Source organism: Thermomonas mangrovi (assembly GCF_028201335.1).
GTDB lineage: Bacteria > Pseudomonadota > Gammaproteobacteria > Xanthomonadales > Xanthomonadaceae > Thermomonas > Thermomonas mangrovi.
The window spans coordinates 173226-199411 of record NZ_JAPEVV010000003.1; the positions used below are offsets into that span (position 1 = coordinate 173226).

The window sequence follows — 26186 nt, forward strand, 5'->3', positions numbered from 1 at the left end:
AGCCTACTCCAACCGAAGGCGCACGGCGGCGCTCACGCGATGTGCAATATCCACCGCCAAGCCGGCAGCGTGGCCATCGCCAGCAGGATGCCGTAGCCGACCAGCGCGGCCGCCAGCCGAGGGGCGAGCCCGTGCGCGCCGGCCAACGCCGCGGCGCTGATCATCGCCGGCATGCCGGATTCCAGCACGACCACCTCGCGGGCGGGCGAGGCCATGCCGATCGCGGCCACGCCGGCGAACGCCAGCAGCGGCATCGCGACCAGCTTCAGGCCCAGGCCCACCGCCAGCGGCGCCAGCTCGTCGCGCGGCAGCTTCAGCTTCAGGGCGAGCCCGACCGCCAGCATCGCCAGCGGCAGCAGGGCGTCCGCAAGCCGCTGCAGCATCGCGTCCAGCCAGGCGGGCGGCTGCGCCGGCATCGCCACCAGGGCGATCGCCAGCGCCCATAGCGGCGGGAACCGCAGCATCCGCAGCGCCATCGTGCGCGCGTCGGGCGGGGCATCGCCGGCATAGCGCGCGACCACGTACAGGCCGAAGGTCGACAGCAGCAGGAAGGTGCCGAGCTGGTCGTAGACCACCGCATGCGGGAGGGCATCCTCGCCCAGCAGCGCCTGCACCAGCGGATAGCCGATGAAACTGGTGTTGCCCAGCGCCACGCACAGCAAGACCACCGCCGCCTCGTCGCGGCGGAAGCGCAAGCCGCGCGCCAGCGCCGATACCAGCACGATCGCCACCAGCGCCAGCAGCCACGGCGTGGCCACCACCGCGGCCAGGGCGGGGTCCCAGTGCAGCCGCGGCACGTAACGCAGCACCGCCGCCGGCAGGCAGACATGCAGCACCACCATGTTGAGCGCGTCGGCGGCGTTCCCGGGCAACAGCCGCAGGCGCGCGAACAGCGCGCCCAGCGCCAGCATCGCGAGCACCAGGGCGAAGGCGTCGACGGCCATGCGGCGTGTCCGAGCGGGGCGAAGCGCGCAGGCTACCGGGCGGCGCCGCGCGCGAACAGCCTCACCTGGGTGGGCCCGGCGGCGGGTGGCCCGCACCCCGCTGCTAAAATGTCGAGTCTTTGCTCGACGGCCGCGCCCGCGGCCCGACCGCCCGTCCGGAACCCCCGCCATGACCAGCACCGCCGAACTTTCCTCCCCGGCCTCGGCCAACACGTCCCTCACCCACGGCGTGGTCGATCCCGACTACACCTTGGAGGACAAGTACCGCCGCACCCAGGGCCGGATCTACCTCAGCGGCGTGCAGGCGCTGGTCCGCCTGCCGATCATGCAGAAGCTGCGCGACGAACGCGCCGGGCTGGACACCGCCGGCTTCATCAGCGGCTACCGCGGCTCGCCGCTGGGCGGCTTCGACCTGGAGCTGTGGCGCGCGCGCAAGCACCTCGAGGCCTCTAAGGTGAAGTTCAGCCCCGGCCTCAACGAGGACCTGGGCGCGACCATGGTCTGGGGCACCCAGCAGACCGGCCTGTTCCCGGGCGCCAGGCACGATGGCGTGTTCGGCATGTGGTACGGCAAGGGGCCGGGCGTGGACCGCTGCGGCGACGTGTTCAAGCACGCCAATGCCGCCGGCACGTCGAAGCACGGCGGCGTGCTCGCATTGGCGGCCGACGACCACAACTGCCGCAGCTCCACCCTGCCGCACGGCAGCGAGCACGAATTCGTCAGCGCGATGATGCCGGTGCTCAACCCGGCCGGGGTGCAGGACATCCTCGACATGGGCCTGCTCGGCTTCGCGATGTCGCGCTTCACCGGCCGCTGGGTCGGCTTCAAGACCATCGCCGAGACCGTGGAGTCCTCGGCCTCGGTCGAGGTGGATCCGTTCGCGCTGCAGATCGTGCTGCCGGGCGACGCCGACTTCGGGATGCCGGCCGGCGGCCTCAACATCCGCTGGCCGGATCCGCCGCTGGACCAGGAGATGCGCCTGCATCGCTACGCGGTGAAGGCCGCGCAGGCGTTCGCGCGCGCCAACGGCATCGACCGCATCGTGGTGGATTCGCCGAACGCGCGGCTCGGCATCGCGACCACCGGCAAGAGCTACCTCGACGTGTTGCAGGCGCTGGAGTACCTGGGCCTCGACGACGCCGCCTGCCGCGAGCTCGGCATCCGCGTGTACAAGGTCGGCATGACCTGGCCGCTGGAGCCGCAGGGCATCCGCGCGTTCGCGCGCGGGCTGGAGGACATCCTCGTGGTCGAGGAGAAGCACGCCTTCATCGAGTCGCAGATGAAGGAGCTGTTCTACAACTTCGAGGGCCAGCGCCCGTCGATCGTCGGCAAGTACGACGAAGCCGGCGAATGGATCCTGCCCTCCACCGGCGAGCTGACGCCTGCGCGCATCGCCGGCGTGATCGCGCGGCGCATCCAGCGCTTCCACGACAGCGAGCACATCCGCGAGGTGCTGCGCTGGATGGAAAGCAAGGAAGGCGAGCTGGCGCTGCCGCGCGCCAACTTCCCGCGCGTGCCGCACTACTGCTCGGGCTGCCCGCACAACACCAGCACCAAGGTGCCGGAAGGCTCGCGCGCGCAGGGCGGCATCGGTTGCCACTACATGGTGACCTGGATGGACCGCAACACCGACACCTTCACCCACATGGGCGGCGAAGGCGTGACGTGGGCGGGCCAGGCGGCGTTCACCGATACCCCGCACATCTTCCAGAACCTCGGCGACGGCACCTATTTCCACAGCGGTTCGCTGGCGATCCGCCAGGCGATCGCCGCCGGCGTCAACATCACCTACAAGATCCTTTACAACGACGCGGTGGCGATGACCGGCGGGCAGCCGGTCGACGGCGTGCTGACCGTGCCGCAGATCGCGCACCAGATGCGCAGCGAGGGCGTGCAGACCATCGCGCTGGTGTCCGACGACATCGACAAGTGGACGGACCCGTCGATCTTCCCGGCTGGCGTCACCTTCCACGACCGCCGCGACCTCGACGCCGTGCAGAAGATGCTGCGCGAGGTGAAGGGCACGTCGATCCTCATCTACGACCAGACCTGCGCCACCGAGAAGCGCCGCCGCCGCAAGCGCGGCAAGATCGCCGACCCGCAGAAGCGCGTGGTGGTCAATTCGCTGGTCTGCGAGGGCTGCGGCGACTGCGGGCAGAAGAGCTTCTGCGTCAGCGTGCTTCCGAAGGACACCGAGTTCGGCCGCAAGCGCGAAATCGACCAGAGCAACTGCAACAAGGACTTCAGCTGCGTCGAGGGCTTCTGCCCCAGCTTCGTCACCGTGCACGGCGGCAAGCCGCGAAAGGGCAAGAAGGTCAACGCCGCGGACAGGCTGGCGTCGCTGCCCGCCCCGCAGGTCCGCAGCGACCTGTCGCAGCCCTGGAACATCCTGATCACCGGCGTCGGCGGCACCGGCGTGGTGACCATCGGCGCGCTGCTCGGCATGGCCGGCCATCTGGAAGGCAAGGGCTCCAGCGTGCTCGACCAGACCGGCCTGGCGCAGAAGGGCGGCGCGGTGACCACGCATATCCGCATCGCCAAGTCGCCGGCCGACATCCACGCGGTGCGCATCGCCGCCGGCGAAGCCGACCTGGTGCTGGGCTGCGACATGGTGGTGGTCAATGACTACTGGGTGCTCTCGAAGATCCGCCCCGAGCGCAGCACGGTGGTGATGAACACCTACGAGGCGATGCCGGGCACCTTCACCACCCGCCCGGACATGCAGTTCCCCGCGGCCGACATCGTCAAGGCGGTGAGCACCGCGCTCAACGGCGAGGCACCGCTGCAAATCGATGCCACCCACATCGCCACCGCGCTGATGGGCGATGCGATCGCGGCCAACCTGTTCATGCTCGGCTATGCCTGGCAGCAGGGCCTGGTGCCGATCAGCTTCGATGCACTGATGCGCGCGATCGAGCTCAACGGCGCGGCGGTGGAGATGAACAAGACCGCGTTCGCCTGGGGACGGCTGGCGGTGGTGGACCTCGATGCAGTGGTCGAAGCCGCGGGCATCGTGCGCAATGCGCCGACCGCCGCCGAACGCACCGCGTTGCCGCTGCCGATGCTCGGCGCGACCAACAACGACGCCGGCGAATCCGGGCTGACCCCGTTCGCCGCCGACCTGCGCAGCGAGGACGAGCTGCGCCACGTGCCGGCATCGAACGCAGGCGAAGTCGCGTTCCTGCCGTTGGACGATGCGCGCCTGTCGCGTTCGCTGGACGAGGTGATCGCGCGGCGCGTCGCCTTCCTCACCGAGTACCAGAACGCCAGGTACGCCAGGCGCTACAGCGATTTCGTGGCCAAGGTGCGCGCGGCGGAAACCGCGAAGGCACCGGGCAGCACCGATCTGTCCGAGGCCGTGGCCCGCTACTTCTTCAAGCTGATGGCCTACAAGGACGAGTACGAAGTGGCGCGGCTGTACACCAGCGGCGAGTTCAAGCGCCGCGTCGAGCAGCAGTTCGAGGGCGACTACACGCTCAAGTTCCACCTCGCCCCGCCGCTGCTGGCGAAAAAGAATGCGCAGGGCCAGCTGATGAAGCGGGAATACGGCAGCTGGGTGTTCACCGCGTTCAAGGTGATGGCCAGGCTGCGCGGCCTGCGCGGCACGCCGCTGGACGTGTTCGGCTACACCGCCGAGCGCCGCGGCGAGCGCGCCCTGATCGGCGCGTACGAGCAGACCATCGCCCGCCTGCTGGAGCGCCTCGATGCAGGCAACGTGGACCTGGCCGCCGACATCGCCAGCATCCCCGAACACATCCGCGGCTACGGCCACGTCAAGGAGGCGCACCTGCACAAGGCCAAGGCGCGCGAGGCCGAACTCTTGAAGGAATGGGACAACCCGCTGCGGGTGGTGCAGGCGGCTTGAGCCTGGCGTCACGCCACATGAAGAAGCCCGCGCAAGCGGGCTTCTTCATGTGCGACCAGGTGGCAGCGGGCTAGGGCGCGGCGACCGCGTCCTGCGGCAGGCCGCCGCGGCGCGCGGCCTCGCGCGCCTGGGCGAGGATCTGGCCGGCGCTGCGGCCATCGCAGGCGAAGCTGCGGCCACGGCGCAGGAAGTCGGCATCGTCCGCATACGCGAACAGCAACTGGCGTTGCTTGAGGTCGTCGATCAGCACCCGCGCCACCGACCGGCGCACGGCCGGGCAGCCGTGGCTGCGGCCGAGGCGGCCCAACGCGGGGATCCGCGACGGCTCGGCGTAGTCCGCGCCATGCACGACGATGGCGCGCCGGCGGGCGTTGTCGTTGAAGCCGGGATCCAGGCCGTCCATGCGCAGCGAATACCCGTTGCCGCCCATGTAGGTCTCGGCGGTGCGGAACAGGCCGAGGCTGGTGGCGTGGCTGCCGTCCTCGTTGGAGAAGCGGCGGGCGAGGTTGTCGCCGGTGCCCTGCCCGTGCGCCACGTGCTCGTGGTGCAGCAGGCGCGGCTGCGCAAGGTCGAACACCCACAGTCGCTTGGCGGTGGAGGGCCGCGAGTAGTCGATCACCGCCAGGCGCGACGCCGGATCGACGGTGCCGTTGCGCACCGCGCAGGCGCGGGCTTCCAGCGCCAACGCCAGCACCCCCGGATCGGCATCCGGGGCGAGGCGCTCCAGCTGCGCGAGTTCGGCGCCCATCGGCGACGTGGATGGCGCAGGCGTGGGCGCCGGCGGCTGTGCGGCCGGCGGCGCGACGATGGCCTCGGCCGGGGCATCCGCGCGGGTGGCGGGGCCGGCGCAGCCCGCGAGCAACGCGGCGGCGAACACGGACGGAAGGAGGCGGGACTGCTGCATCCCGCGACCATACCCGTCACGGGCACGTCATGTCGCTGAACAGCACCCGAAAAAGCTGAACAATAACAATTGGTTAACGCGAGTTTGCGACACCGTGCGGATTTTCCCGCGGGCGACGCGACCTCACTCGAGCTGCGCGATGCGGTCGGCGTCGCCCTGCAGCGGCAGGCCGGTGTAGGTGTCGACCGGCGCGGTCGCGCCCGGGTGGACCACGTCGGCGGCATGCGAGGCATCGTCGGCGATGACCACGATGCCGCCCTTTTCGGTTTCCGCGTACAGCGCCTCGGCGAAGGCGCGCGGCAGCCGCACGCAGCCATGCGACGCCGGCCGGCCGGTGACATTGCCGGCATGCAGGGCGATCCCGTCCCAGGTGAGCCGCTGCATGTACGGCATCGGCGCGTCGTTGTAGAGGTTGGAGCGGTGGTCGACCTTCTTCTGCAGGATCTCGAACACGCCGGTCGGGGTCGGATGCGTGGCGGTGCCGGTGCTCACGCTGCTCACGCCGATGCGCACGCCGGCGCGATACACATAGGCCCGCTGTTCCGGCAGGCTGACCACCACCAGCACCTGTCCGGCGGGGGCGGCCTCTGGCGCCCACAGGTAGTCCCCCGCTCCGAGCGCAGCGACGCCGGCATCGTCGAGCGCGACGGGCGATGCCGGCAGCGACTGCGCCTGCAACGGCGCGGCGAACGCGAGGGCGAGCAACAGGGCGAGGGAACGACGAAAGAGCACGCGCGGAAGGTCCATGTCGCCACGCTAGCGCGCGTCGCGTGATGCCCGGTTTGAACTTCCCGTGCGCTGGCTGAATGCGCGCAAGGCGCCGCGCGTCCGCGACGCCCGCGTGGCCCGTTACTTGCGTGGGGCGAAGATCGCGGAGAGGGTGTCGGGCTTGCCCGGAATGCGCTCCAGGTGCGGGTAGCGCAGGCCGCCACGGTAGTCGAGCTTGACCGTGCGGAAGCGGTCGAATTCCTTCACCAGCAATTCGATCGGCGCCTTGCCGTCCTTCGCCGCCTTCACCGCGTCGTCGAGCACGTCCTTGCCGTAGGCCTGGCCGTTGACCGCGACCACGGTGGTGCCGCTGCCCAGGCCCGCGTTGAATGCCGGGCCGTCCCAGCGCACGTCGCCGATCACCCCATCGCCGCCGAGCGAGAGGCCCAGCGAGTAGGTGTAATCCGCGCCGCCGCGCATGTTGGCCTTGGCGTAGGCATTCGGCGTGTCCTTGTAGACGAGCCTCCAGCCGCTGGCCTCGATGCCGCCGACCAGGCCGGTCTTGCCGTCCATGCGGTCGCGCAGGAAGGTCGCCCAGTCGTAGGCCACCACCCCGTTCAGCGTCGCCACCACGTCGTCGAAGGTGTAGGTCGCCTGCTGCTTCCATTCGCCATCGTTGATGCCGAAGAACGCCCGCGCGAAGTCGTCCAGCGATTTCTTGCCGCCGGTGCGGGTGCGGATCAGGGCATCGGCCTCCAGCCACATCATCTGCCCGCCGGAGTAGTAGTCCTCGCTCATCTGGTAGTTGCGGTAGGCGCGCGGCGCGCGCGCGGCGATGATCGGATCGTTGGTGGTGTCCTGCACGTTGCGCCAGGCCAGGCCGGGGCGGTTGTCCGCGTAGGTCGCCGCGACCAGCGCGAGGTCGTCGATTGACGCCTGCAACGGGCGCATGCCGCTGCGCGCGGCCAGCACGTTGCCCCAGTACTGGGTCTGTCCCTCGTATACCCACAGCAGGCTGTCCTGCATCGGCACGTTGTAGTTCGGCGTCCACAGGTCGGCCGGGCGGCGGTACTTGCCGTTCCAGCTGTGCGTGAACTCGTGCGGCAGCAGGTCGTCGAAACCGGTCTTCTCGTTCCAGCCGGTGAAGTAATCGGTGCCCATGCCGTTTTCGCTGGAGCGCTGGTGCTCCAGCCCGTTGCCGCCCATCTGCCCGGACAGCGAGAACAGGAACTGGTAGTGGTCGTAATGCTGCGCGCCGAACAGCTTGAGCGCCTGCACCACCATCGCCTGGTGCACCTTCACCTGCTCCGGCTTGGTCTCCAGGTACTTCGCCTCGTCGGCGACCACGCCCAGCTTCACCGGCACCTTGCTGCCGGCCGGGGTGAGGTCGATGTTCCTGGCATGGCGTCCGGCGTAAATCGGCGAATCGACCAGGATGTCCAGCGGCACGTCTTCGTAATCGACCGTGTCGCCGCTGCGGCCGTCCTCGTGCAGGGCGGTGAACGCGGTCCAGCCGCTGGGGTAGGTCACCCGCATGTCGACCGGGATGCGGCGCGCGTAGTAGCCGGCCGGGTACAGCACGGTCGAGATGGTCTGCAGGTTGAGCATGCTGGGGGTCATCACGATCCGCCCCTGGTTGCCGGCGGTCGGGGTGAGGAAGTCGAATTTGGCGACGACTTCCGACGCACCCTCGGGCACGGTGAGGTGGAACGCGGCGACGTCGAGCGGGTCGCGCTTCCAGTCCAGGCGCTTGCCGTTGGCCCAGAACTCGATGCCGGCGACCTTGTCGATCGCGCCGCGCGGCGTGTGGCCGCCCGGGATCCACATCGGGTACAGCAGGGTCAGCGCGCCCGGCTGCGCGGGGATGGTCTGCTTCACCCGGAAGATGCGCTGCGACAGGTTGGTGGCATCGATCTCCAGGCGCATGGTGCCGGCATAGGGCACGTCGCGCGGCGGCGGGATGGACGATTCCGCCTGTTGCGCATGCACGCCACCGGCGAGCAGCAGGGACAGGACGAGGGGCAGCAGGCGGCGACGCGACATCGAGGGCTCCGGCACACGGACAAGACCGCCATCGTATGCCGCCGTGGGTATGCGCCCCCCTGCCGGAAGCCATGGAAGCGGCATTCAGGCAGGATCTCGGACGCTGGCACCCCGCCACCGACCAGAGGCCCCGCCCATGCCACGGAACCGCACCCTCGCCGTCCTGCCCGCCGTCCTGTGGCTTGCCGCCTGCGCCGGCCACCCGACAGATCCCGCGGCGCCGCCCGTTCCCGGCGCGTGCAACGCCGAGGCCGCGCAGGCCTGGATCGGCAAGCCGGCCACCGACGCGAACGTGCAAGCCGCGTTCAAGGCGACCGGCGCGAAGAGCCTGCGGTCGCTGAAGCCGGGCGACGCGATGACCATGGATTACCGCGCCGACCGCGTGAACGTGGTGCAGGACGCCAACGGCGCGATCGAGAAGATCAGCTGCGGCTGATCACGGCGTGCCGTCCGGCGCCGCGCGCAAGTGCGAGGCGTCGGTGTAACGCCACGCCACCAGCGCGGCGACCCCGAGCAGCACCGCCGCGAGCAGGAACGACACCCCGGGCAGGCGCACCGGTGCGCTGGGCCCGATGAAGAAGCCGAAGGCGCCCGCGAACAGCGCCGGCGCGAAGATCCCGGCCAGCGACACCAGGCTGCTCAACGAGCCCTGGATGCGGCCCTGCACGTCGGCCGGTACCTGCTGGGTGACCAGCGCCATCGTCGCCGGCGCGGCGACCGCCCACAGCGCGCTGATCGGCAGGCCGAGCAGGAACAGCCAGCCCGACCCGGCCAGCCCGTACACCACGAACCCCGCCGTGCCGCAGGCCAGGCCCAGCATCATCGCGCGGCGCTCGCCGAGCGCCTTGACCATCCGCCCGACCACCATCACGTTCACGATCACGCTGAGCACCCCGACCACCGCCAGCACGTAGCCGGCCTGCTTCTCCTTCCAGCCGTAGGCCGCGTCGGCGAACAGCACGAAGGTGCTCGGGTAGACGTAATGGGCGAAGTTGGCGAGGAACACCACCGCCACCAGGCCCCAGATGTGCGGGTACTCGCGCAGCATCTTGACCCCGCCCATCGGCTTGGCGTGCTTCCAGTCGAACGCCTTCGAACGTCGCTCCACCGGGTGCGATTCCGGCAGCACGAACAGGCCGTACAGGAAGTTCAGCAGTGCCAGCGACGCCGCGCACCAGAACGGCAGGCGATGGTCGATGTCGCCGAGCACGCCGCCGACCAGCGGGCCGACGATGAAGCCGAGCCCGAACGCCGCGCCGATCATCCCGTAGCTCTTGGCGCGCCGCTCCGCCGGCACCACGTCGGCGATGTACGCGTTCGCGGTGGTGAAGCTGGCGGAGGTGACCGCGGAGATGATCCGGCCGACGAACAGCCAGGCCAGGCTTGGCGCCAGCGCCATCAGCACGAAGTCCAGGCCCAGCCCGAGGCAGGACAGCAGGATCACCGGGCGCCGCCCGTAGCGGTCGGACAGCGCGCCCTGGATCGGCGCGCTGAAGAACTGCACCAGCGAGAACGCGAACGCGAACACGCCGGTCCAGTACGCCGCCACCGAGGTGTCGCCGCCGACGAACTGCTGCACCAGGTGCGGCAGCACCGGGATGATCACGCCGAACGCGATCACGTCGATCAGCACGGTGATGAAGATGAAGGCGAGCGCGGCCTTGCGGGCGGCGGGCGCGGTACTTGCGTTCAATCGAACCTCGCGGGGTGCGGACGGGGCCTGGGCCGCGCCTCAGTGGGAATGTAAGGCGTCGGCGGCGAGCAGCGCGGCATGGTCGCGCACATCGTCCGGCCAGTGCAGGGTGGTTTCCTCGAAGCGCCCGATGTCGCCGGCGAACAGCGCGCGGCAGGCCTCCTCGTACAGCGGCAGGTCGCCGGCCAGCGCCTGCAGGAAGCGGTAGGCGGCCTCCTGCGAGGCGCGCCGGCGGTCGCCGCCGGCCGCGGCCTTGCGCGCGTCGTCGACCAGCTTGCGCAACGCGACCGAGGCTCCGCCCGGCTGCGCCGCCAGCCAGTCCCAGTGGCGCGGCAGCAGGGTCACCTCGCGCGCGACCACGCCCAGCCGCGGCCGGCCCGGACCGCGTGGCGCGACGGCGGCGGGCGGCACCGGCAGCGGCTCGACCAGGTGCTTGAGTAGTTCGGCGGCCGGCAGTTCCAGCGGCAGATCGACCTGCCGGCCGCTCGCGTCCTCGAACACCAGCACCGGCCGGCCGAGGTCGCGGGCCTGCTTGGCCTTGAGCGCGACATGCCGCAACTCGCCACTGGCGATGCGGCGGTGGCCGGCGAAGGCGGTGCAACGAAGGGTGGGGGACGCCATCTGCGCAGCCTGCGGGCGGGCGCGCATTATTACCCGGGCTTAATTGACCGTCAAACCCGGATCAACGCTTGCCGCCGGCCTCGATGAAGCGCAGGAACTCGGCGCGGGTGCGGGCGTCGTCGCGGAAGCAGCCCAGCATCTTGCTGGTGACCATGCTGACCCCGCGCTTGTGCACGCCGCGGGTGGTCATGCACTCGTGCGCGCCCTCGACCACCACGCCCACGCCGCGCGGCTGCAGGGCGTCCTGGATGCAGCGCGCGATCTGCGCGGTCATCTTCTCCTGCACCTGGAAGCGGCGCGCGAACGCATCGACCACGCGTGCCAGCTTGCTGATCCCGACCACCTTGCCGTCCGGCAGGTAGCCGACGTGCACCCGCCCGATGATCGGCGCCATGTGGTGCTCGCAATGGCTTTCGTACTCGATGTCGCGCAGCACGATCATCTCGTCGTAGCCGCCGACTTCCTCGAAGGTCCGCAGCAGGTAGGCGTCGGGATCGGTCTCGTAGCCGCTGAACCAGTCGCGGTAGGCCTTGACCACCCGCTTGGGAGTGTCGAGCAGGCCCTCGCGCGCCGGATCCTCGCCGGCCCAGCGCAGTAGCGTGCGCACCGCGTCCTCCGCCTGTTCGCGGCTGACGTCGTTCCGGCGGTCGCCGGCGGAGTCGTGTTCGGTCATCGGGAGGGCCGTCGCGTGGGGGTGGCATCGTACCGCGCCCGGCACTCCGGGCGGCGTCGATGCAGGTCCTACGCGACGCGGCGCGCGGCCGATGCAGCCCGCGCGATCAGGCGGCCGTCGGCTTCATCCCGCCGCCGAGCACGCGCGCCGGCAGCATCAGCAGCGCCTGCAGGAACGCGAACAGCGCGCCGAAGGTGATGCCGACCAAGCGGAACGGCAGCGACAGCACCCAGGCGATCGGCCACAGCACCAGCGCCAGCGCGGCGAGCGGCCAGCACACGACCAGCAACAGGCACCACAGCAGGACGGCAGCGAGGGTGTTCATCGGATCTCTGGGGCAGGCACGCCAACGGCGCGGACCCACGTTGCGATGGCGCGGCGGCATGGGCAAGCGCGATGCGACGAAGGCCGGGAGGACGCGACGAACGCCCTTCCCGGCGCGTCGCTTCAGAAGCTGTTGTCGCCGTCGAGGATGCGGCCGATGCCGCCGAGCACCGAACCCTCGCCGCGCGCGCCGCCGTTCTGCGGGGCGGCGGCCAGCATGCGCCCGGCCAGGCGCGAGAACGGCAGCGACTGCAGCCAGACCTTGCCGGGACCGGTGAGGGTGGCCAGGAACACGCCTTCACCACCGAAGAACATGCTCTTCAGGCCGGCGACGCGCTGCACGTCCATGCTCACGCTGGCGTGGTAGCCGACCACGCAGCCGGTATCGACGTCGATGCGCTCGCCCGCTGCCAGCTCCCGCTCGACCACGCAGCCCCCGGCATGGATGAACACCCAGCCATCGCCCTCAAGCTTCTGCATGATGAAACCCTCGCCGCCGAACAGGCCGGTGAGCACCTTCTTCTGGAAATGGATGCCGACCTGCACGCCGCGCGCGCCGGCGAGGAAGCTGTCCTTCTGGCAGATGATGCGGCCGCCGTGTTCGTCCAGCTTCATCGCCATCACCGTGCCCGGGTAGGGCGCGGCGAACGCGACCTTGGCCTTGCCGCTGCCGGCATGCGTGTACAGCGTGGTGAACAGGCTCTCGCCGGTGACCACGCGCTTGCCCGCGGCCAGCAGCTTGTCCATGAAACCGCCGCCCTGGCCCGCGTGCGAACCATCGCCGAACACGGTGTCCATCTGGACCGCGCTGTCCTTGAACATCAGCGCGCCAGCTTCGGCGATGGCGGACTCGCCCGGATCCAGTTCGATCTCGACGAACTGCATCTCCTGGCCGTGGATGCGGAAGTCGATCTCGTCGGCACGGCCTTTGCCGCCATTGCGCGGCGGCGGCGGCGGTGCGGACGCCGGATCACCCGGCACCCCTTCGACCAGCTCGGCGATGTTGCGCGCCGGCAACCAGTCGCCCATGCCCTCCTTCCATGCGAGCAGGGCGGGGTTGCGCGCGGCCTGCGCGCGCGCGGCATCCAGGTCCATCGGGCCCAGGCGCTGCTGGCTGGCGGAATCGTGCAGGTACCACTGGCTCATCGCGTCGTCCTCGGGGGCTGGGGGAATGCGCGCAGTCTAAAGCGGGATGCAGGACCGGCAAGCTGCGGGGAGCGCACGGCTTTACGCCGAATTGACGCGGTGGCCGGCAGCGGGAATGGAGGCTTTACGTGCTGGGTCCCGAGAATGCCGCCGCGGCCAGTCCCGGCCGCGCCACGGCACCCCGCGATGCAACACCTTTCCCGCTTCCTCGTCCGCGCCCAGCTCGCGTTCGCCTGCACAAGCCTGGCCGCGATCACCCTTGCCTGCGCCGCACAGGCGCGGGCCAGCGACCTCAGCGGCAATGCCGCCGTCACCACCGACTACGTGTGGCGTGGCAGCAGCCAGAGCTCCGGCGACCCTGCCGTGCAAGCCGGCTTCAAGGTCACCGGCGAATCCGGCCTGTACGCCTCGATCTGGGGCTCGAACGTCAAGTTCGCCCCGGGCAGCGACGCCAGCAGCGAATTCGACTCCACCGTCGGCTGGGGCAAGTCGCTCAACGACGACTGGGCGCTGGACGTCAACGTCCTGCGCTACCAGTACCCATCGACCGCCGTCGACCTGAACTGGACCGAGTTGAACGGCACCGTCACGTACAAGGGCAATACCTGGGCGTCCGTCGGCCATTCCAACGAGGCGCTCGGTTACGACGCCAGTGGCACCTATGCGCAGCTCGGTGCGAAGTTCCCGGTCAACGATGCGTTCCGCGTCGAGGCCGCCGTGGCGCATTACTTCCTCGATGACGCGGTGGTGGCCGAAAACGGCTACACGCACGGCCAGGTCAGCGCGATCTGGGCATTCAACGCGCAGGCTCCCGGCAAGCATGTCGAGTTGCGCGTCACCGCGCACGCCACCGATTCCGACGCCAAGGCGATCTTCGGCGACGACTACGCCGGCTCGCGCATCGAAGCGGCGCTGCAAGCGTCCTTCTGAGGAGAACGACCATGCCCGGCTGGCTTTCCCTGGTGTGCGCGATCGCGGTGGCCGTCGCCGCGATCTACCTGCTGTACGTGATCCTGCGCCCCGATAGGTTCTGAGGAGACGCGACCATGACCGAAGCAATCCTCGTTTTCGCGCTGGCGATCGGCCTCGGCTGGCCGCTCGGGCGCTACCTGGCCGCGGTGATGCGCGGCGAATCGATGAGGCTCGACCGCGCGTTCTCGCCGGTCGAACGCCCCTTGTATCGCCTGCTCGGCACCGATCCGTCGCGCGGCATGAGTTGGCGCGGTTACGCCAAGGCCTTCCTGCTCAGCAACCTGGTGGTGGGTGGGCTGGTGTGGGTGCTGTTCATGACCCATGCCTGGCTGCCGCTGAATCCCGATGCGATTCCGAACATGGGCTGGGACACCGCGTTGCACACGATGGTCTCGTTCCTCACCAACACCAACCAGCAGCATTATTCCGGCCAGGCGCAGCTGTCCTACCTGTCGCAGATGGTGGGCATCGTCGGCCTGCAGGTGATCACGCCGATGATGGGCCTGGCACTGGTCGTCGCCACGCTGCGCGCGTTGATGGGTGGCCGCCAGGCGATGGCACCGGGCAACGATCCGGCGAAGACCGCAGGCAGCGAACCCGACGTCGGCAACTACTGGGCCGACCTGGTCCGCCCCACCCTGCGTTTCATGCTGCCGCTGTGCTTGCTGTGGAGCGTGCTGCTGACCTCGCAGGGCGTGCCTGCGACCCTGCAGGCCGGTCCGGTGGCGACGCCGGTCGACGCCAGCGTCGAGATGAAGCAACAGAAGATCCCGCTGGGCCCGGTCGCGCCGATGATCGCGGTCAAGCAGCTCGGCACCAACGGCGGCGGCTGGTACGGCCCGAACAGCGCGGTTCCGCTGGAGAACCCGACGCCGCTCTCCAATCTGCTGGAAACCCTCGCCCTCGTCCTGGTCCCGGTCGCGGTGGCCTTCATGGTCGGCCCGTTCACCGGGCGCCGGAAGTTCACCGCGTTGGTGTTCGGCAGCATGCTGCTGATGTCGGTGCTGTCGACCGGTGCCGGCATCCTGCTGGAAGGCCACGCCGCCGCCAGCACCGCCACGCCGGCGCTGATGGAAGGCAAGGAAGTGCGTTTCGGCGCGGATGCCTCCGCCCTGTGGGCGACGCTGACCACCCAGACCAGCAACGGCTCGGTCAACGCGATGCACGACTCGCTGGCCCCGCTCACCGGGCTGGTGACGCTGGGCAACATGCTGGTCAACGCGATCTGGGGTGGCATCGGCTGCGGCCTGCAGCAGTTCCTCGTCTACCTGATGCTGGCGGTCTTCCTCGCCGGGCTGATGACCGGGCGCACGCCGGAATTGTTCGGCCGCAAGATCGAAGCGCGCGAAGTGCGCCTGCTGTCGCTGCTGATCCTGCTGCAGCCGCTGGTGGTGCTGGGCTTCACCGCGGCCGCGCTGGCCATCCCCTCGCTCACGGGCAACTCGAATCCCGGCTTCCACGGCATCAGCCAGGTGTTCTACGAGTACACCTCGGCCTTCGCGAACAACGGCTCCGGTTTCGAGGGGCTGGGCGATGCGACGAGCTGGTGGAACCTGAGTTGCGTCGTCGTGCTTGCGCTCGGCCGCTATCCGGCGCTGGTCGTGCCGCTCGCCATCGCCGCGAGCCTCGCCCGCAAGCGCCACGCGCCCGAAGGGCCCGGCAGCCTGCACATCGAAACCCCGACGTTCGCACTCACCACCATCGCGGTGATCGTGATCCTGACCCTGCTGCAATTCATGCCTGCGCTGGTGCTCGGCCCCGTCGCCGACCACCTGAGCCTGGCGGTGCGTTAAGGAGACGCCATGATCCAACAATCCCACCAATCCCCGACACGGCAGGGCCGTCCCGCGCTGGTCGACGCCGCCGCCTTGCGCGCGTCGATCCGCGATGCCTTCCTCAAGCTCGCGCCGAAGCACATCGCCAAGAGCCCGGTCATGGCGATCGTGCTCGGCGGCACCCTGCTCGCCGCGCTGATCACGCTTGCCGGTGCCGCGCCCGCGGGTTTCGGTTGGACGGTGAGCGCGATCCTGCTGGTCACCGTGCTGTTCGGCAATTTCGCCGAGGCGGTGGCGGAGGCGCGGGGCCGCGGCCAGGCCGCCTCGCTGCGGCGCGCGCGCAAGGACCTGGTCGCGCGCAAGCTGCTCGACCCGAAAGGCCATGCGCCGGCGCTGCGCGGCAGCGAGACGCAACTTCCCGCCGCCGAACTGCGCCCCGGCGATCTCGTCGTGGTCTCGGAAGGCGAACTGATCCCGGCCGATGGCGAGATCGTCCACGGCCTCGCCACCATCAACGAAGCCGCGGTCACCGGCGAATCCGCGCCGGTGCTGCGCGAGGCCGGGACCGACCGCAGCGGCGTGATCGGCGGGACCAAGGTACTGTCGGACGAGATCGTGGTGCGCGTCACCGCCGAACCCGGCCACAGCTTCCTCGATCGCATGATCGCGCTGGTGGAAGGCGCCAACCGGCAGAAGACGCCGAACGAGATCGCATTGACCATGCTGCTGGCGGCGATGACGCTGACCTTCCTGATCGTCTGCGCGACGCTGCCCGCGATCGGTGCCTTCGTCGGAGTCAAGGTCGATCCACTGCTGCTGATCGCGTTGCTGGTCTGCCTGATCCCGACCACCATCGGCGGCCTGCTGCCGGCGATCGGCATCGCCGGCATGAACCGTGCGCTTTCGGCAAACGTACTCGCCAAATCGGGCAAGGCGGTGGAAGTGGCCGGCGACGTCGACGTGCTGCTGCTCGACAAGACCGGCACCATCACCCACGGCGACCGCCAGGCCACCGCGTTCCATGCGCTGGCCGGGATCGGCCTCGACCAGTTGCGCGATGCCGCCCTGCTCTCCTCGCTCGCCGACCCGACGCCGGAAGGCAAGTCGATCGTCAGGCTGGCGCGAGAACAGGGCGCGGCGATGCAGGACCCGGACCATGCCCACTACGTGCAGTTCAGCGCGCAGACCCGCATGTCCGGCGTCGACCTGGACGGCGGCGCGCGGGTGATCCGCAAGGGTGCGGGCGACGCCATCGAGCGCCATGTCGCTACGCTGGGAGGGGAGGTACCGGCGGAACTGCGGGCGCGGGTCGAACAGGTCGCGCGCAGGGGCGCGACGCCGCTGGTGGTGAGCGAAGGCCGGTTCGTGTTGGGCGTGGTCGAGCTGTCCGACGTGGTCAAGCACGGCGTCAAGGACAAGTTCGCGCGGCTGCGCGCGATGGGCATCAAGACCGTGATGATCACCGGCGACAACCCGCTGACCGCCGCCGCGATCGCCGCCGAAGCCGGCGTGGACGACTACATCGCCGAAGCCAGGCCGGAGGACAAGCTGGCGCGCATCCGCAGCGAGCAGGCCAGCGGCCGGTTGGTGGCGATGGTCGGCGACGGCACCAACGACGCGCCGGCGTTGGCGCAGGCCGACGTCGGCCTGGCGATGAATTCCGGCACGCAGGCGGCGAAGGAGGCCGGCAACATGGTCGATCTCGACAGCGACCCGGCCAAGCTGCTGGCGGTGGTCGAGGTCGGCAAGCAGCAGCTGATCACCCGCGGCGCGCTGACCACGTTCTCGCTGGCCAACGACGTGTCCAAGTATTTCGCGATCCTGCCGGCCCTGTTCGCCGCCGCGATTCCGTCGATGGCCGCCCTCAACGTGATGGGCCTGTCCAGCCCCAGGAACGCGGTGCTGGCGGCGCTGGTCTTCAATGCGCTGGTGATCCCCGCGCTGATCCCGCTCGCCCTGCGCGGCGTGCGCTTCACGCCGGCCAGCGCCACCGTGCTGCTGCGCCGGAACATGCTCGTGTACGGCGTTGGCGGCGTGCTGCTGCCGTTCTTCGCCATCAAGCTGATCGACCTGGCGCTGGCCGCGACGCTCGGTGCCTGAGGAGAGCCCATGAACAACCACATGCCCACGCAACCCTTGCAGGAGCACGTCGGCCTGCGCGCGCCGCTGCTGTTCGCCTCGCTCGTCCTGCTCGGCTTCGGCCTGCTGTATTCGCTGGCCGGCACCGCGCTGGGGCGGATGCTGTTCCCCGCGGCCGCGACCGGCAGCCTCATCGAGCGCGACGGCCACCCCGTCGGTTCCTCGCTGGTGGCGCAGCCATTCGCCGATGCGCGCTACTTCCAGCCGCGTCCGTCGGCGGCGAACTACGATCCGATGGCCGCCGCCGGCAGCAACATGGCGCGCAGCAATCCCGCCCTGCGCAAGCGCATCTCGGAAGCCGTCATTGCGGTGGCCAAGCGAGATGGCATTGCGCCATCGGCGGTCCCGATGGAGCTCGTGACCCAGTCCGGCGGCGGCCTCGACCCGCACGTCAGCCCCACCGGCGCGCGCGTGCAGGTCGCGCGCGTGGCGAAGGCCCGTGGACTCGACCCGGCCGTCGTGCAGCGGCTGGTCGATGCCGAGACGGAAACCCCGCAGTTCGGCCTGCTCGGGCAGCCGCGGGTCAACGTCCTGCGCCTGAACCTGGCGCTGGATGCGCTGCCACGCTGAGCGTGGCGCACAATTCGCGCATGAACGCAGCCAACGGCGACGCCGTCCGGGACCAGCAAGCCGATGCCTTGCTCGGCGAGCTGCAGCGCCAGGGCGCCGGGCGGCTGACGATCTTCCTCGGCGCCGCGCCCGGCGTGGGCAAGACCTACGCGATGCTGTCGCGGGCGCGCGAATTGAAGAGGCAGGGCGTGGACGTGGTCGTGGGGCTGGTGGAAACCCACGGTCGCAGCGAGACGATGGGGTTGATCGAAGGACTCGAAGTCCTGCCGCGCAAGCGCATCGAATACCAGGGCCGCACGCTGGAGGAACTCGACCTCGACGCCCTGCTCGCGCGCAGGCCCGGGCTGGCGCTGGTGGACGAACTGGCGCACCGCAACGCGCCCGGCAGCCGCCACGAACGCCGCTGGCAGGACGTGGTCGAACTGCTCGACGCCGGCATCGACGTCTGCACCACGATCAACATCCAGCACCTGGAAAGCCTCAACGACGTGGTCCACCGGATCACCGGCGTACGCGTGAGCGAGACCGTGCCAGACAGCGTGTTCGACCGCCTGCGCGACATCAAGCTGGTGGACCTGCCGCCGCGCGAACTGATCGAGCGGCTGCAGCAGGGCAAGGTCTACGTGCCGGAGCAGGCGGCGCACGCGCTGCAGGCGTTCTTCTCGCCCTCCAACCTGACCGCACTGCGCGAGCTTGCGATGCAGACCGCCGCGGACCGGGTGGACAGCGACCTGCGCGAGGCCCATGCGGCGCGCGGCCTGCCGGGGATGCCGTTGCGGCGGCGGGTGCTGGTCGCGATCGATGGCCGCGGCCAGTCCGAGTACCTGGTGCGGGTCTCGCGCCGGCTGGCCGAACGCCGCGATGCGCCATGGACGGTGGTCACGGTGCAGGCCGGTGGCCCCGTGGACGCGGCGAGGCAACGCGAGCTCGACCAGGCCTTCGCGCTCGCGCGCCGGCTCGGCGGTGAGGTCGAGGTGCTGCATGGCGGCAATGTCGTCGATGCCATCCTCGACCACGCCGCGCGCAGCGGGGCCTCGACCATCGTGCTCGGGCGCACCCGCGAGCGTCCCTTCGCGCGCATGTTCAACCGCACGCTCACGCAGCAGCTGCTGCAGCGTGGCGCGCACTACGAACTCACGATCTTCAGCACGCCGGAGGCGCGCGCGAAGGCGCGGCAGTCGACGCGCCGGGTCGGCCACTGGCTGACCGGCAGCGACATCGGCCTGGCGGTGCTGGCGGCGGTCCTGGCGACCGCTGCCAGCGCGTTGACCGAACGCTGGCTGGGCCTGGACGACCTGTCGATGATCTTCATCGTCGCGGTGGTGCTGGTCGCCTCGAAGACGCGGATGGCCGCGGCCGTGCTGGCGGCGGCGTTGTGCTTCCTGTCCTACAACTTCTTCTTCATCGCCCCGCGCTTCACCTTCTTCATCGGCGCGCGCCAGGGCGTGGTCACCGTGTTCCTGTTCCTGGCCGCGGCGCTGGTGGCGGGCCGCCTCGCCTCGCGCCTGCGGATGCAGGTGGTGGCGCTGCGCGCGGCCAATGCGCACGCGACCGCGCTGCAGGCCCTGGGCCAGCACCTGGCGAGCGCCGCCGACCTCGGCCAGGTGCTGGAAGCGGGTCGACGCGCGCTGAAGCAGGCCACCGGCGCCGATGCGCTGGTGCAGGCCGGCACCGACGCGCTGGCCCAGGACGGGCCGTATGCCCTGTCCGACAAGGACCGCGCCGCGGCCGATTGGGCGATCCGGCATCGACAGGCCGCTGGCCGCAACACCGACACGCTCGGCAATGCCGACTGGTGGTTCCAGCCGTTGGCCAGCGACGGCAGGCTCGCCGGCCTGGTCGGGCTGCGTTTCCCCGGGCACGCATCGCGCCCCGGCCCCGAACTGCAGCGGCTGGTCGACGCGATGGCGGACGACATCGCCCAGGCTATCGTGCGCACGCGGCTGGTCGCCGATCTCGAACACGCCCGCGTCACCAGCGAAACCGAACGCCTGCGCTCCGCGCTGCTGTCCTCGGTCTCGCACGACCTGCGCTCGCCGCTGGCGGCGATGATCGGCGGCGCCGAAAGCCTGCAGCACTACGGCGAGGCGATGGGCAAGGAGGATCGCGACGCGCTGCTCGAGACCATCCACCTGGAAGGCGAGCGGCTGGATCGTTACATCCAGAACCTGCTGGACATGACCCGGCTCGGCCACGGCGGGCTGTCGCTCAACCGCGACTGGATCGGCGTGGACGAACTGATCGGCTCCGCGGTGACCCGCCTGCAGCGCTACCAGCCCGGCCTCCGCTTCGATCGGCGCATCGCGCCCGACCTCGCGCCGTTGTGGGTGCATCCGGCCCTGCTCGAACAGGCCTTGTTCAACGTGCTGGAGAACGCCGCCAAGTTCTCGCCCCCGGACGACGTCATCGTGGTCGAGGCCAGCGACGTCGACGGCCAACTCCGGATCGACGTGATCGATCGGGGCCCCGGCATCCCCGACGAGGAACGCAAGCGCATCTTCGACATGTTCTTCAGCGTGGAACGCGGCGACCGTGGCCGCCAGGGCACCGGGTTGGGGCTGGCGATCACGCAGGGCATGGTCGGCGCGCATGGCGGCAGCGTGGAAGCCTTGCCGGGCCGCGATGGCAAGGGCACCACCATCCGCATTACCCTGCCGCGCATGACGTCCCCTCCCGCCGCGCATGAATGAGACGACCGCCACGCCGGCCCGGGTGCTGGTGATCGACGACGAACCGCAGATCCGCAAGTTCCTCGACATCAGCCTGCGCGCGCAGGGCTATCGGGTCGAAAGCGCGGAAAACGGCGAAGCCGGCGTGCTGGCGATGGCGACGCACGGCGCGGACCTGGTCGTCCTCGATCTTGGCCTGCCCGACATCGATGGACACGAAGTGCTCACGCGAATCCGTGGATGGTCGCACGTGCCGGTCATCGTGCTCACCGTGCGTGCCGACGAACGCGAAAAGGTCGCCGCGCTGGATGCCGGCGCCAACGACTACGTGACCAAGCCGTTCGGCGTGCAGGAACTGATGGCGCGCATCCGCGCCCTGTTGCGCGACCGCGCCACATCCGGCGAGGCGCCGCCGGTGTTCGACGACGGGCGGTTGCGGGTCGACTTGGCCCGGCGAGAAGTCTTCCTCGACGGAGACGCCGTGCAACTCGCGCGCAAGGAATACGCGCTCCTGGCGCTGTTGCTGAAGCATGCGGGTCGCGTGGTCACCCAGCCGCAGATGTTGCGCGAACTGTGGGGCAGCCACCACGAGCACGACACCCATTACTTGCGCGTGCTGGTCGGCAAGCTTCGCCAGAAGCTCGGCGACGATGCCGCCGCACCGCGCTGGATCGCGACCGAACCCGGCGTCGGCCTGCGCTTCATCGGCGCTGGCACGATGCGCTGAGGACCGCTCGCGGTCAGTCGTCGGCCGCCGCCGGCGCGCGCGGGCCCTTGCCATGCAGGCCGGACCGGTCGAAGCAGCAGATCCGGCGCTTGCCCCGGGCGAGCATGTCGCAGGCGGTGCGGATGCGGCGCGCGCGGGTCTCGGCCTGGCGCGCGGTCTCCAGCCACTGGATGAAATCGCGGCGCGCGGCGATGGTGATCGCCTGCCACTGCGCATTGGCGCCAGGCGCCTGCGCCAACGCGGCGCGCAGGTCCGCGGGCAGCGCCGGCTCCGGTTCGCGCTGCGCGGGCGACAGCAGCAGCGACACGCGGTCGCCCGGCGCGATGCCGGCCGCGCCCTGCACCGCGCGCGGCAACTTCAGCCAGTGGCCGCCTTCGCCATCGGGTTCCAGCACCGCGGTGAATGCATGTGCGCCGATCGCCACGTCCACCGCGACCATCCCGCGCGAGGGCAGCGCCGCGCTGGCCCCGGGCGGCAGGCGCAGGAAGCCCCACGTCGCGTTCGCGGGGCTGGCCGGGCGACGCAGGGTCGCGCGGCAGCGGATCGGGTCGAAGGCCTTGGCCATGCGCCCACGATACCCGCGCGGCTCAGCCGGCGCGGGCGGCGATTGCGTCGGCGTGCAGGGCCTCGTTGAGCGCATCGACCACGATCGCCCAGTCGGCGTCCTCGCCCCATTCCTCGCGCAGGAACTGGCGCTGGCCGTCATTCCAGAATGGCGCTTCCGACACGCGCACGTCCTCCGGCAACTGGTGCGCGCGAAGGAACGCGGCGATCTCGTCCTTCCCGGCCGGCAGCCCGAGCTGCAGGAACAGGTTGGTCATGCTCGAAGGGGTGGTGTCCATGCGCGGCTCCGTGCGGCGGTGCGCCAGTCTCGCCGGGTCGGCGTCAACGCGGCATCCACGTCGCTTGCGCGAATCCCGACGCCGGTTCCGGTTTCGCGGCCTGCGCCGGGCCACACTCGTCGCTGGTTCGCCCGCCGACGCCCGCATGGATCCACGCCCGCCGTCCCGCTTGCCACGCGGCTTCCGCTTCGATGCCATCGGCGATGGCCAAGCGTTGCTGGTCGATGGCCGGGTGGTCGCCGACATCATGCCGCTCGACCAGGGACAGTGCCGGGCCTGCCTGAACCCGCTGAGCTTCAGCATCCGCTACGCGCACTTCGACTCGATGGACGCGGCGATCACCTACGTCACCGATTGGGCGATCCAGTGGGAGGCGCGCCTGCGCGACGGCGTGCACGTGCCCAGCGCGCTCTAGCCTGCCGCCGGCACCACCCCCGGCCGGCGCGCGCGCCGTCCGCACGACCACGAGCGCGACGAGACCGCGATCTACCTGCTGCAGGGCGAGGTGCAGACGCTGTACGGCGCAGGCCTGGCGAAGTCGTGCACCAACCGCGCCGGCGATTTCCTGTTCATTCCCGCCGGGGTGCCGCACCAGCCGATCAACCTCAGCGCCGACACCGACGCGATCGCGCTGGTGGCGCGCAACGACCCCGACGAGCAGGAGAGCGTGCGCGCCTACGACCCCGCTGGCTGAGCGGGCTCAGAACCAGAGGCGCAGTCCGGCCACGACCTTGGTCTCGCGCTCGGCCTCGCCGTCGGCGCGGCGCAGGGTCGCGGTCTCGCCGAACGCGCGTTCGTGTTCGATGCCGACGTACGGCGCGAACCGGCGGGTGACCTCGTAGCGCAGGCGCAACCCGGCCTCGAGGGTGGACAGCCCGGCGCCGCGGCGGAGCGCGGGATCGGCCTGCCCGTGGAGGCTGGCTTCGGCGCGCCACTGCAGGATCCAGCGGTCGGTGAACAGGGTGTCGTACTCCGCTTCGAGCCGCGCCGCGCTGCGGCCGCCCTGGCCGAGGTAGGCGGTGGCCGACACCTCGAACTTGTACGGCGCCATGCCCTGCACGCCGAACGCGGCCCAGGTCCGCGACGGTCCTTCGCCGTCCTCGTGGCGCACGCCCGCCAGCACGTCCCACCAGGCGCGCACGCCGCGGCCGTACAACGCTTCGAGGTCGCCGCGTTCGAGCTTGCCGTCGCGCGCGTGGCCCTCGCTGCGCAGCCACAGGCGCTGCACGTCGCCACCGATCCAGGCGCTGCCTTCCCATGCGGTGCCGCGACCGTGGTCGCCGTCGTCGATCTCCAGCCGGTCGAGCAGCCAGTACGTGTGCGGGCGGGTGCCGTGCATGTGGTGCGCATGCACCTCCGGGAACGCCGCCGCGCGATCGGCGTCGGTCGGCACCGGGATCGGTGTGCGCGGCAACGCAAGGTCGACGGCAGCGGCCGGCGCAGGGGCATGGTCCATCGCGGCATGGTCCATCGCGTCATGGTCCATCGCGTCATGGTCCATCGCGCCGTGATCCATCGCGCCGTGGCCCATCGCGGCATGGTCCATCGCGGCGTGGTCGGTCCGCACGGGCGTCGCTTGCGGGGGTTCCTGCGGCGATTCCTGCGATGGCGCGGGCGTGGGCGCGGGCGATGCCGGCACGGCCGGCATCGCATGCCCGGCGTGCTGCGCCGATGCCGGCGCGACGATGCCGAGGCAGGCCGCCAGCGCGGCGGCGGTCGCGAGGCGCGCGTTCATTCCTGCACCCGCACTTCCCGGAACATGCCGGATTCCATGTGGAAGAACAGGTGGCAGTGGTAGGCCCAACGCCCCAGCGCATCGGCGCGCACGCGGTAGCTGCGGCGCGTGCCCGGCGGCATGTCGATGGTGTGCTTGCGCAGGTGGAAGCCGCCGTCGGCGTCCTCGAGGTCGCTCCACAGCCCGTGCAGGTGGATCGGGTGGCTCATCATGGTGTCGTTGACCAGCACGATGCGCAGGCGTTCGCCGTAGGTCATTCGCAGCGGTTCGGCCTGCGCGAACTTGATGCCATCGAAGGACCACGCGAACTTCTCCATGTGGCCGGTCAGGTGCAGCTCCACGGTGCGCCCCGGTTCGCGGCCATCGGGATCCGCGAACGCGCTGCGCAGGTCGGCATAGGTCGCGACCTTGCGTCCGTTGCCGCGCAGGCCGATGCCGGGATCGTCCAGCCGCGGGGTCGGCGCCATCGTCTGCATGTCCACCAGCGGGTTGTCCGTCTCGCTCGGCGGATGCGCCTGCATCGGCATGCCGCCGTGGTCCATGCCGGGCATCGCATGGCCGCCGTGCATGGCCGCGCCGCAACCGCCTTCCATGCCGCGCATCGACGCCCCGCATGCGCCTTCCATGCCACCGACGCGGCCCATCCCGCCATGGCCCATGTCGGCCATGGTCAGCAATGGGCGCGGATCCAGCGCCGGCACCTCGGCGCGCAGGCCGGCGCGCACCGCCAGGGTGCCGGACACGTAGCCGGTGCGCGCGGCGTCCTGGGCGAACACGGTGTAGGCCTCCTGCCCGGACGGACGGACCAGCACGTCGTAGGTCTCGGCCACCGCGATCCGCAATTCGTCGACCGTCAGCGGTTCCACCGGTTGTCCGTCGGCGGCGATGATGGTCATCGCCAGCCCCGGGATGCGGACGTCGAAATAGGTCATCGCCGAGCCGTTGATGAGGCGCAGGCGCACGGTCTCGCCGGGCGCGAACAGGCCGGTCCAGTTGCCCAGCGCGGTGGTGCCATTGAGCAGGTAGGTATAGGTGTGCGCGTTGACGTCGGAGAGGTCGGTCGGGGTCATCCGCATCCGGCCCCACGCGCCGCGGTCGGCCAGGGTGGCGCGCAGGCCATCGGCCTCGGCGTCGCGCAGGAAGTCGGCGACCGTGCGCTGGTCGTGGTTGTCGTGGCTGGCCATCTTCTTCAGCCGCGCGAACAGGTCGGCGGGGTCGAGGTCGGTCCAGTCGGACAGCAGCAGCACGTGCTCGCGGTCGCTGGGATGCGGCTCCGGCCCGGCGGGATCGATCACCAGCGGGCCGTACAGGCCACCCTGTTCCTGGTAGCCGGAATGGCTGTGGTACCAGTAGGTGCCGGACTGCCGTACCCGGAAGCGGTAGAGGTAGCTCTCGCCGGGGCGGATGCCGTCGAAGCTCATGCCGGGCACGCCATCCATGTTCGCGGGCAGCAGGATGCCGTGCCAGTGGATCGAGGTGTCCGGGCCGTGGATCGACCCGCGCGGCAGGTCGTTGCGGACGCGCAGGGTGACCGCGCTGCCCTCCTTCCAGCGCAGCAGCGGCGCCGGCAGGCGGCCGTTGACGGTGACCGCGGGGCGGGTCTTGCCGGTGTAGTTCACCAGGGTTTCGCCGACCGACAGGGTGAAGTCGGTGCCGGCGAGGACCTCGGGCTGCGCTTGCAGGGCCAGCCCGGCGCGCGGCCACAGGCCCAGCCCGAACAGCGCGCCGCCGGAGGCCAGGCCCTGCACGAAGCGCCGGCGCGTGGGATGCGGGCCGCCGGGCGGCACCGCGGGGAATGACGATGACATGGATGCGGATCCTTGCTTGGCCGTGGGG

23 protein-coding genes and 1 pseudogene are annotated in these 26186 nt (G+C 70.4%); 11 read left to right on the forward strand and 13 right to left on the reverse strand.

Annotation, left to right across the window (positions count from 1 at the left end; all coding sequences use genetic code 11):
- Window positions 1–32 precede the first annotated feature (32 nt).
- Entirely contained in the window at window positions 33–944 is a 912-nt protein-coding gene (locus ON759_RS07365; protein WP_271679721.1) for an AEC family transporter, read from the reverse strand.
- A 169-nt stretch (window positions 945–1113) separates the two neighbouring features.
- On the opposite strand from ON759_RS07365, the gene ON759_RS07370 reads away from it, so the two are divergent.
- Window positions 1114–4809: an indolepyruvate ferredoxin oxidoreductase family protein gene (locus tag ON759_RS07370; RefSeq protein ID WP_271679722.1), complete on the forward strand. Its 3696-nt coding sequence runs from the start codon at window positions 1114–1116 to the stop codon at window positions 4807–4809.
- 70 nt (window positions 4810–4879) lie between these two features.
- Here the strand turns inward: ON759_RS07370 and ON759_RS07375 are convergent, their stop codons facing one another.
- From ON759_RS07375 to ON759_RS07385, 3 genes are all read right to left on the reverse strand, one after another.
- Entirely contained in the window at window positions 4880–5713 is an 834-nt protein-coding gene (locus tag ON759_RS07375) for a murein L,D-transpeptidase catalytic domain family protein (protein ID WP_271679723.1), read from the reverse strand.
- A 123-nt stretch (window positions 5714–5836) separates the two neighbouring features.
- The gene (locus ON759_RS07380) at window positions 5837–6460 is read right to left on the reverse strand and encodes a L,D-transpeptidase family protein (RefSeq protein WP_425608457.1); all 624 of its coding nucleotides are present in this window, start codon (window positions 6458–6460) and stop codon (window positions 5837–5839) included.
- Between the two features lie 102 nt (window positions 6461–6562).
- Complete coding sequence (locus tag ON759_RS07385; protein WP_271679724.1) at window positions 6563–8464, reverse strand: M61 family metallopeptidase; 1902 nt, start codon at window positions 8462–8464, stop codon at window positions 6563–6565.
- 136 nt (window positions 8465–8600) lie between these two features.
- On the opposite strand from ON759_RS07385, the gene ON759_RS07390 reads away from it, so the two are divergent.
- Window positions 8601–8900 (forward strand): I78 family peptidase inhibitor, encoded by a 300-nt coding sequence (locus ON759_RS07390; RefSeq protein WP_271679725.1) that lies wholly within the window; start codon window positions 8601–8603, stop codon window positions 8898–8900.
- On the opposite strand, the gene ON759_RS07395 is transcribed toward ON759_RS07390, so the two are convergent.
- The 5 genes from ON759_RS07395 to ON759_RS07415 all read right to left on the reverse strand — a co-directional run bounded on the left by ON759_RS07395 (window position 8901) and on the right by ON759_RS07415 (window position 12921).
- Window positions 8901–10157 (reverse strand): TCR/Tet family MFS transporter, encoded by a 1257-nt coding sequence (locus tag ON759_RS07395; protein WP_271679726.1) that lies wholly within the window; start codon window positions 10155–10157, stop codon window positions 8901–8903. It lies immediately after the preceding gene.
- Between the two features lie 39 nt (window positions 10158–10196).
- Window positions 10197–10778: a DUF2239 family protein gene (locus ON759_RS07400; protein ID WP_271679727.1), complete on the reverse strand. Its 582-nt coding sequence runs from the start codon at window positions 10776–10778 to the stop codon at window positions 10197–10199.
- 61 nt (window positions 10779–10839) lie between these two features.
- Window positions 10840–11451 (reverse strand): GTP cyclohydrolase I FolE, encoded by a 612-nt coding sequence (folE, locus tag ON759_RS07405; protein WP_271679728.1) that lies wholly within the window; start codon window positions 11449–11451, stop codon window positions 10840–10842.
- Between the two features lie 106 nt (window positions 11452–11557).
- The gene (locus ON759_RS07410; protein ID WP_271679729.1) at window positions 11558–11776 is read right to left on the reverse strand and encodes a hypothetical protein; all 219 of its coding nucleotides are present in this window, start codon (window positions 11774–11776) and stop codon (window positions 11558–11560) included.
- Between the two features lie 122 nt (window positions 11777–11898).
- A complete protein-coding gene (locus tag ON759_RS07415) occupies window positions 11899–12921 on the reverse strand; it encodes a TIGR00266 family protein (RefSeq protein WP_271679730.1) in 1023 nt (340 codons plus the stop codon).
- A 186-nt stretch (window positions 12922–13107) separates the two neighbouring features.
- On the opposite strand from ON759_RS07415, the gene ON759_RS07420 reads away from it, so the two are divergent.
- The 7 genes from ON759_RS07420 to ON759_RS07450 are packed head-to-tail and all read left to right on the forward strand — an operon-like array spanning window position 13108 to window position 21773.
- On the forward strand, window positions 13108–13851 hold the full coding sequence (locus ON759_RS07420) for a TorF family putative porin (protein WP_271679731.1): 744 nt from the start codon (window positions 13108–13110) through the stop codon (window positions 13849–13851).
- A gap of 11 nt (window positions 13852–13862) precedes the next feature.
- Window positions 13863–13955 carry a potassium-transporting ATPase subunit F gene (locus ON759_RS07425; RefSeq protein WP_271679732.1) on the forward strand — a complete coding sequence of 31 codons (93 nt, stop codon included), beginning with the start codon at window positions 13863–13865 and terminating at the stop codon, window positions 13953–13955.
- Between the two features lie 12 nt (window positions 13956–13967).
- Entirely contained in the window at window positions 13968–15686 is a 1719-nt protein-coding gene (gene kdpA, locus ON759_RS07430; RefSeq protein ID WP_271679733.1) for a potassium-transporting ATPase subunit KdpA, read from the forward strand.
- 9 nt (window positions 15687–15695) lie between these two features.
- Window positions 15696–17768, forward strand: coding sequence for a potassium-transporting ATPase subunit KdpB (gene kdpB, locus ON759_RS07435; RefSeq protein WP_271679734.1), 2073 nt, complete (start codon window positions 15696–15698; stop codon window positions 17766–17768).
- A 9-nt stretch (window positions 17769–17777) separates the two neighbouring features.
- Entirely contained in the window at window positions 17778–18377 is a 600-nt protein-coding gene (kdpC, locus tag ON759_RS07440; protein ID WP_425608458.1) for a potassium-transporting ATPase subunit KdpC, read from the forward strand.
- A gap of 20 nt (window positions 18378–18397) precedes the next feature.
- Entirely contained in the window at window positions 18398–21067 is a 2670-nt protein-coding gene (locus ON759_RS07445; RefSeq protein WP_271679735.1) for a sensor histidine kinase, read from the forward strand.
- Window positions 21060–21773 carry a response regulator gene (locus ON759_RS07450; protein ID WP_271679736.1) on the forward strand — a complete coding sequence of 238 codons (714 nt, stop codon included), beginning with the start codon at window positions 21060–21062 and terminating at the stop codon, window positions 21771–21773. Before ON759_RS07445 ends, ON759_RS07450 begins: the two co-directional genes overlap by 8 nt.
- Window positions 21774–21786: 13 nt before the next feature.
- On the opposite strand, the gene ON759_RS07455 is transcribed toward ON759_RS07450, so the two are convergent.
- The gene (locus tag ON759_RS07455; RefSeq protein ID WP_271679737.1) at window positions 21787–22338 is read right to left on the reverse strand and encodes a YdeI/OmpD-associated family protein; all 552 of its coding nucleotides are present in this window, start codon (window positions 22336–22338) and stop codon (window positions 21787–21789) included.
- Window positions 22339–22360: 22 nt separating this feature from the next.
- Window positions 22361–22615 (reverse strand): DUF2789 domain-containing protein, encoded by a 255-nt coding sequence (locus ON759_RS07460; protein ID WP_271679738.1) that lies wholly within the window; start codon window positions 22613–22615, stop codon window positions 22361–22363.
- Between the two features lie 145 nt (window positions 22616–22760).
- Between ON759_RS07460 and ON759_RS07465 the strand changes: the two genes are divergently transcribed.
- Window positions 22761–23030 (forward strand): hypothetical protein, encoded by a 270-nt coding sequence (locus ON759_RS07465; RefSeq protein ID WP_271679739.1) that lies wholly within the window; start codon window positions 22761–22763, stop codon window positions 23028–23030.
- Window positions 23031–23060: 30 nt separating this feature from the next.
- Window positions 23061–23309, forward strand: a pseudogene (locus tag ON759_RS07470) (cupin domain-containing protein); the annotation flags it as partial.
- A gap of 6 nt (window positions 23310–23315) precedes the next feature.
- On the opposite strand, the gene ON759_RS07475 reads toward ON759_RS07470, so the two are convergent.
- On the reverse strand, window positions 23316–24350 hold the full coding sequence (locus tag ON759_RS07475; RefSeq protein ID WP_271679740.1) for a copper resistance protein B: 1035 nt from the start codon (window positions 24348–24350) through the stop codon (window positions 23316–23318).
- Window positions 24347–26158 (reverse strand): copper resistance system multicopper oxidase, encoded by a 1812-nt coding sequence (locus ON759_RS07480; RefSeq protein ID WP_271679741.1) that lies wholly within the window; start codon window positions 26156–26158, stop codon window positions 24347–24349. Before ON759_RS07480 ends, ON759_RS07475 begins: the two co-directional genes overlap by 4 nt.
- Between the last annotated feature and the right edge of the window lie 28 nt (window positions 26159–26186).

Bases quoted from the DNA above. Each gene is read 5' to 3' on its own strand.
- ON759_RS07445 (WP_271679735.1), top strand. From the start codon at position 18,398: ATGAACGCAGCCAACGGCGACGCCGTCCGGGACCAGCAAGCCGATGCC.
- ON759_RS07415 (WP_271679730.1), bottom strand. From the start codon at position 12,921: ATGAGCCAGTGGTACCTGCACGATTCCGCCAGCCAGCAGCGCCTGGGC.
- ON759_RS07380 (WP_425608457.1), bottom strand. From the start codon at position 6,460: ATGGACCTTCCGCGCGTGCTCTTTCGTCGTTCCCTCGCCCTGTTGCTC.
- ON759_RS07450 (WP_271679736.1), top strand. From the start codon at position 21,060: ATGAATGAGACGACCGCCACGCCGGCCCGGGTGCTGGTGATCGACGAC.
- ON759_RS07375 (WP_271679723.1), bottom strand. From the start codon at position 5,713: ATGCAGCAGTCCCGCCTCCTTCCGTCCGTGTTCGCCGCCGCGTTGCTC.
- ON759_RS07465 (WP_271679739.1), top strand. From the start codon at position 22,761: ATGGATCCACGCCCGCCGTCCCGCTTGCCACGCGGCTTCCGCTTCGAT.
- ON759_RS07390 (WP_271679725.1), top strand. From the start codon at position 8,601: ATGCCACGGAACCGCACCCTCGCCGTCCTGCCCGCCGTCCTGTGGCTT.
- ON759_RS07370 (WP_271679722.1), top strand. From the start codon at position 1,114: ATGACCAGCACCGCCGAACTTTCCTCCCCGGCCTCGGCCAACACGTCC.
- ON759_RS07480 (WP_271679741.1), bottom strand. From the start codon at position 26,158: ATGTCATCGTCATTCCCCGCGGTGCCGCCCGGCGGCCCGCATCCCACG.
- ON759_RS07475 (WP_271679740.1), bottom strand. From the start codon at position 24,350: ATGAACGCGCGCCTCGCGACCGCCGCCGCGCTGGCGGCCTGCCTCGGC.
- kdpB (WP_271679734.1), top strand. From the start codon at position 15,696: ATGATCCAACAATCCCACCAATCCCCGACACGGCAGGGCCGTCCCGCG.
- ON759_RS07420 (WP_271679731.1), top strand. From the start codon at position 13,108: ATGCAACACCTTTCCCGCTTCCTCGTCCGCGCCCAGCTCGCGTTCGCC.
- ON759_RS07365 (WP_271679721.1), bottom strand. From the start codon at position 944: ATGGCCGTCGACGCCTTCGCCCTGGTGCTCGCGATGCTGGCGCTGGGC.
- kdpC (WP_425608458.1), top strand. From the start codon at position 17,778: ATGAACAACCACATGCCCACGCAACCCTTGCAGGAGCACGTCGGCCTG.
- ON759_RS07385 (WP_271679724.1), bottom strand. From the start codon at position 8,464: ATGTCGCGTCGCCGCCTGCTGCCCCTCGTCCTGTCCCTGCTGCTCGCC.
- ON759_RS07455 (WP_271679737.1), bottom strand. From the start codon at position 22,338: ATGGCCAAGGCCTTCGACCCGATCCGCTGCCGCGCGACCCTGCGTCGC.
- ON759_RS07400 (WP_271679727.1), bottom strand. From the start codon at position 10,778: ATGGCGTCCCCCACCCTTCGTTGCACCGCCTTCGCCGGCCACCGCCGC.
- kdpA (WP_271679733.1), top strand. From the start codon at position 13,968: ATGACCGAAGCAATCCTCGTTTTCGCGCTGGCGATCGGCCTCGGCTGG.
- ON759_RS07460 (WP_271679738.1), bottom strand. From the start codon at position 22,615: ATGGACACCACCCCTTCGAGCATGACCAACCTGTTCCTGCAGCTCGGG.
- ON759_RS07410 (WP_271679729.1), bottom strand. From the start codon at position 11,776: ATGAACACCCTCGCTGCCGTCCTGCTGTGGTGCCTGTTGCTGGTCGTG.
- ON759_RS07425 (WP_271679732.1), top strand. From the start codon at position 13,863: ATGCCCGGCTGGCTTTCCCTGGTGTGCGCGATCGCGGTGGCCGTCGCC.
- folE (WP_271679728.1), bottom strand. From the start codon at position 11,451: ATGACCGAACACGACTCCGCCGGCGACCGCCGGAACGACGTCAGCCGC.